Raw genomic sequence first — 6,395 nt, forward strand, 5'->3', positions numbered from 1 at the left:
GGGTGTGGTCGCTCGAGGATGCGTGTGCCCTGGTGGCGGCGCGGGGTCGGTTGATGGGTGCTTTGCCGGAGGGCGGGGCGATGCTCGCGGTCGCGGTGCCGGAGGCCGAGGCGATGGCGGTGCTCGCCGAGTACGGCGGACGGGTGTCGTTGGCGGCGGTGAACGGCCCGTCGTCGGTGGTGCTGTCCGGCGAAGGGTCCGCGGTGGACGAGATCGGTGATCGGCTCGCCGGGGAGGCAGTGAAGACCTCTCGGCTCCGGGTCAGTCACGCGTTCCACTCGATATTGATGGAGCCGATGCTCGACGAGTTCCGTTCCGTAGCTGAGGGATTGACGTATCGGGAGCCGTCCTTACCGATCGTGTCGAACCTTTCGGCAGTCGTGATCACCGCCGAGCTGACCGATCCCGAGTACTGGGTCGAGCAGGTACGGGGGTGCGTCCGGTTCGCGCCGGGGATCAACGCCCTGGTCGAGGCGGGTGTGCGGCGGTTCGTGGAGATCGGACCGGATGCGGTGTTGGCCGCGATGACTCGGCAATGTCTGGCCGGGACTCCGGCCATCGAGGCCAAGTCGACGGTGGTCGCGACCGCCCGGCGCTCGACCGACGAGCAGACCCAGTTCGTGTCCGCGCTGGCACAGGCCGCTGTCGTGGGCGTAGGGGTGGACTGGACGCCGCTGTACGCGGGCCGCTCCACATCTCGAATCACGTTGCCCACCTACGCGTTCCAGCATCGACGCTACTGGGCGCGGCCGGTCGGCGCGCCGGACCTGTGGCAGTCGGGCCTGGACGATGCGGGTCATCCGCTGTTGAGCGCGATGCTGCGATTGCCGGACTCCCAGGATGTGGTGTTCACCGGGAGGTTGTCGCGAGCCGCTCATCCTTGGCTGGCCGATCATGCCGTCACCGGGGTGGTGTTGCTGCCCGGCGCCGCCCTCGTGGAGCTGGCCCTGTACGTGGGAACGGTGGTGGACTGCCCGCGACTGGCGGAGCTGGTGATCGAGGCGCCCCTGCCGCTGCCGACCGCCGAGGCCGTCGACCTGCGGGTGGTAGCGGGCGGACCGGAGGAATCCGGCGCACGGACGGTGTCGGTGTACTCGCGGTCGAACGGCGATGATTCGGACTCGCTCGGCGACGACGCGGAACAGTGGATTCGCCACGCGGTCGCGACGGTCACCGCCGGGTCGGACACGCCCCCGGTCGACTCCGGTCCGGTGAGCTGGCCGCCCGCGGGTGCGACGGCGATAGCGATCGATCACGCCTACGCGGATCTGGCCGAGCGGGGCTATGAGTACGGACCGGCGTTCCGCGGGCTGACCGCCCTGTGGGCGCGCGACGGTGAGGTGTTCGCCGAGGTCGCACTGCCGGAGTCCGTACGATCGGACGGCGCGACATTCGGTGTTCACCCGGCATTGCTGGATGCCGCGCTGCACGCGGTGCTGCTCGGTGGGCTGATTCCCGATAGCCGGGCCGGTGAGATCGCCGTCCCGTTCTCGTGGGAGAACATCGCCCTGTATGCGACGGGCGCGACCACCGTGCGGGTCCGTGCTGCCGTCACCGGCTCCGGGCCGGGGGGTGAGCGGATCACCGTAACCCTCGCCGACCCGGCGGGCATGGCCGTGGCCGATGTGGGGGCACTGACGCTGCGGGTCTTGTCGGCCGATGCGCTCGGCTCGGCGCACCGTCGCACCGACGGCGTCGGCTACGAGATGAACTGGGTCGCGCTACCCGAGCCCGCTGCTGAGCTCACCGCGGCCGACGCCTGGAGCGCCGCCGATGAGGGTGAAACCGTGACGATCGCGGGACGTGACGTGACGGTATTGCGGCTCGACGCTCAGCGATGGAATGAGCTGTCGCGGGCTGTCGATACCGATCTTCCGGTGGCGGTACGGGATCTGGTCACCGACGTCGCGGCGCAGGTGCGGCGGCTGCTGACACAGGACCGGCTCATCGCCGTGGTTACCCGGCAGGCGGTCGCGGTACATCCCCATGAGTCGGTGGACCTGCCCACGGCAGCGGTGTGGGGTCTGCTGCGTACCGCACAGAGCGAGAACCCGGACCGGATCGTCCTCATCGATATCGAAGACTGGGCGGACCATCGGCCCGCTGTGGCCCTGGCTTCGGCGATGGGCGATGAACCCCAGCTGGCCTTGCGGCACGGGAAGGCATATGCGCCGCGCCTGAAACGCGGTGATTCGAACGCTCTCGACGTCGCGTCGCGCAATGCCCCGGCATGGGCGCTGACTCTGCGCGACAAGGGCACGTTGACCGCGGACAACTTCACCTTCAGCGACCATCCGAATGCGTGGGAACCGCTCGCACCGGGACAGGTCCGGGTGAGTATGCGGTCGGTCGGCCTCAACTTCCGGGATGTGCTGATGGCGCTCGGCACCTACCCCGACAAGGCTGGTCGGCCCGGCGGTGAAGGTGCGGGAGTCATCCTGGAGGTCGCACCGGATGTGACCGAATTCGTGCCTGGCGACCGGGTTTTCGGGTTGATCCCGGGTGTCGGATCGGTGGCGGTGGTCGATCGCCGACTGATCGCGCCGATGCCGCGCGGCTGGTCGTTCACCCAGGCCGCGGCGATTCCGATCGTCTACGCGACCGCCTACTACGGCCTTGTCGACCTGGCCGATGCGCGACCCGGCGAGACGCTGTTGCTGCATGCGGCGACCGGTGGCGTCGGCCTGGCGGCCGTGCAACTCGCGCGGCACCTTGGCCTGCGATTGTTGGTCACCGCCAGTGAGCCGAAGTGGAATGTGTTGCGCGATTTCGGGTTCGACGACTCCGATATCGGCAACTCGCGCACATTGGATTTCGAGCAGAAGTTCCTCGACGCCACCGACGGTCGCGGTGTGGACATTGTCTTGGATTCGCTGGCAGGCGAATTCGTGGACGCCTCGTTGCGTCTGCTGCCGCGCGGTGGCCGGTTCGTCGAGATGGGCATGATCGACCGGCGTGATCCGGTCGAGGTGGCCACCGAGTATCCGGGGGTGGACTACCGCAGTTTCATGCTGATGGAGGCGGGTCCGGATCGGCTGCACGAGATTCTGACCGCGCTGGTCGAACTCTTCGAGGCCGGGACCTTGGCGCCGTACCCGACCATCGCGTGGGACATGCGGCAGGCGCCGCAGGCCTACCGGTACCTGAGCCAGGCCCGGCATATCGGCAAGAACCTGCTCACCGTGCCGGTGCCGTTGCGGCCCGAGGGCACCGTTCTCATCACCGGCGGCACCGGGGGATTGGGCGCGGTGGCCGCGCGACACCTGATCACCGCGCATGGTGTGCGCAGGCTGGTGCTGGCGGGCAGGCGTGGTCCGGACGCGCCCGGCGCGGCCGAACTCGCCGCCGAGCTGACCGCGCTCGGTGCGCAGGTAGACGTGGTCGCGTGTGACGCGGCCGATCGCGCCGCACTGGACGCGGTGTTGGCGGCAATACCGTCGCAGCATCCGTTGACCGGTGTCGTGCACGCGGCGGGTGTGCTGGCCGACGGTCTACTCGCCACCATGACGCCGGAGCAGATCGCGACAGTGTTGCGGCCCAAGGTGGATGCGGCCTGGAATCTGCACGAGGCGACCAAGGACCTGGATCTGTCGGCGTTCGTGCTGTACTCCTCGATCGCGGGCGTGATCGGCAATCCGGGCCAGGCGAACTATGCGGCCGCCAATGTCTTCCTCGACGCGTTGGCGCAACACCGGCACGTGACCGGTCTGCCCGCGACGTCGGTGGTGTGGGGGCCATGGGAGCAGAGCGGCGGTATGACCAGCGCGCTCGGCGAGGCCGACCTCGCCCGTTTGCGGCGCGAAGGTCTCCTTCCGTTGGGCGACGAGGACGGCATGCGGCTGTTCGACGCCGCGCTGGCGGGCGGCCGGTCGGCGTTCGTGGCGGTGCGGATCGACCGGACCGCTCTCGGCGAGGCGGGTCCCGACGAGATAAGGCCGGTCATGCGTGGCCTGTCGCGGCCATCGCGCCGCCGGATGGTCGATACGGCGAGTGCGCCGCCGACGGCATCGAATGGGCGCTCCGCGTCTCTGGTGGCGCAACTGCTCGGCCGCCCGGCAGCCGAACAGGAACGTGCCATCCTGGATGTGATCCGTGCCCAGGCCGCGGTCGTGCTGGGACATACCAGCGCGGACGCGACCCCTCCGGACAAGCCGTTCAGCGATATCGGGTTCGACTCGCTCGGCGTCATGGAATTCCGCAACCGGCTGAAATCGGCTGTCGGCGTGCAGTTGTCCGCGACCGAGATGTTCTACTACCCCACCCCCGAGGCGCTGGCCGGTTTCATCCGGCAGGAGATCGTTCCGGTCGACGACCCCGCGGAACGTATTGCGGCCGAGATCGAGTCGCTGGCGCGCAGTTGTGCCACGGCCGAGCTGTCGGCCGCGGACCGGTCGGATATCGCAAGCAGGTTGACCGCACTGTTGGGTGAGCTCGAAGGCAAGGACACCGGAGAAATCGACCTGGGCGGTGGTGTCGACAGTATCGACGCCGCCGACGACCGCGAGCTATTCGAATTCATCGACCAAATCAGTTGAAGCAAGTTCCGCGACCACCTCAGCTGAGCACACACGATCTGGAGTTCCACCGATGGCCGACAACGACGAGCTACGCCGGTATCTGAAGAAGACCGCGAAGGAGCTCTACGAGACCAAACAGCAGCTGCGCGCGCTCACCGACCGGTCGCGGGAGCCGATCGCGATCGTCGGTATGGCTTGCCGGTACCCCGGTGGTGTGCGCTCCGCCGAAGATCTGTGGCGGATGACGGCGGATGGTGTGGATGCCATCGGGGACTACCCGACCGATCGAGGGTGGGACCTGGAACGGTTGTTCAACCCGGATCCCGATATGCCGGGCGGCATCTACACCCGTGACGGTGGATTCCTCGACGCCATAGGCGAGTTCGACGCGGCCTTCTTCGGGATCGGTCCGCGTGAGGCCGCGGCGATGGATCCGCAGCAGCGCCTGATGCTGGAGGCGTCCTGGGAAGCGTTGGAGGATGCGGGTATCGACCCGGTGTCGTTGCGCAACAGCGACACCGGCGTCTTCGCCGGGGTCATCCATCAGAACTACGGTCCCCGCATCGGCTCGGCGAATATCACCGCGGAGACCGAAGGACATGCCTACCTGGGTGTTTCGAACGCTGTGCTGTCCGGTCGGATCGCGTACACGTTCGGTTTCAAGGGCCCGGCCATTTCGGTCGATACCGCCTGCTCGTCGTCGCTGGTGGCGTTGCATCTGGCGTGCCAGGCACTGCGGCAGGGTGATACGTCGCTGGCATTGGCGGGTGGGGTGACCGTCATGTCGGATCCGTCGTTGCTGATCGCGTTCGCGCGTCAGCGTGCGTTGTCACCTGATGCGCGCTGTAAGGCATTCGCGGCGGCTGCTGATGGAACCGGATTCTCCGAGGGACTCGGAGTATTGGTGTTGGAGCGGTTGTCGGACGCACAGCGGCTCGGTCACACCGTTCTGGCGGTGGTGCGTGGCAGTGCTGTCAATCAGGATGGTGCGAGCAACGGCTTGACCGCGCCGAATGGTCTGTCGCAGGAACGAGTAATCGCGGCCGCGTTGGCGAACGCCGGCCTGGCCCCGTCGGATATCGACGCGGTAGAGGCGCACGGCACCGGCACGATGCTCGGGGATCCGATCGAGGCGCGGGCGGTGATCAGCGCGTATGGCGCGCGGCGCGAGAGCGCGCCGTTGCGTTTGGGTTCGTTGAAGTCGAATATCGGTCACACCTCGGCGGCCGCGGGGGTCGGCGGCGTGATCAAGATGGTTCAGGCCATGCGGCACGGCGTGCTGCCGAAGACATTGCATGTGGATGCGCCGACCCCGCATGTGGATTGGTCCGCGGGTACGGTGCGGCTCCTGCAGGACAGCGAGCCGTGGCCGGTGGGGGACCGGATCCGGCGAGCCGGGGTGTCGTCGTTCGGGGCCAGTGGCACCAATGCCCACCTCATCCTCGAGGAAGCACCCGCCCAGCCGGTCACCGCCCTGTCCGCCGATGGGGCCGAGCCGGTACCGGTCGCGAAACCAATTGCGGCCGAAGCTATTCCATTGTTGGTATCGGCCAAGTCGGACGAGGCCCTCCGCGCCCAGGCGGATCGACTGCGGCAGTGGTTGATCGACGATCCCGACGTCGATGTGCGGGACATGGCGTATTCCTTGGCGACGTCGCGGGCACAGTTGGACCGGCGCGCTGCGGTCATGGGGCGTGACCGGGACGAACTGCTGGCGGGTCTGGCCGATCTGGCCGCGGGTTCGCACGGCACGATCCAAGGGAATACCGGTTCCGAGAGGACGGCGTTCCTGTTCACGGGTCAGGGTGCGCAGCGGGTTGGTATGGGTGCGGGCCTGTACGAGGTGTTTCCGGTGTTCGCGTCGGCGTTGGATGAGGT

General features: G+C 67.9%; 2 protein-coding genes. Both read left to right on the plus strand.

From position 1 onward, the window contains the following. Window positions 1-2 precede the first annotated feature (2 nt). The gene (locus AB0H61_RS38855) at window positions 3-4,535 is read left to right on the plus strand and encodes an SDR family NAD(P)-dependent oxidoreductase (protein ID WP_357313908.1); all 4,533 of its coding nucleotides are present in this window, start codon (window positions 3-5) and stop codon (window positions 4,533-4,535) included. 52 nt (window positions 4,536-4,587) lie between these two features. After that, window positions 4,588-6,395, plus strand: a 1,808-nt coding sequence (locus AB0H61_RS38860) for a type I polyketide synthase (protein ID WP_357313911.1), incomplete at its 3' end; no start/stop codon positions are given.

Origin of the sequence: Nocardia sp. NPDC050710 (genome assembly GCF_040654375.1) — a bacterium.
GTDB lineage: Bacteria > Actinomycetota > Actinomycetes > Mycobacteriales > Mycobacteriaceae > Nocardia.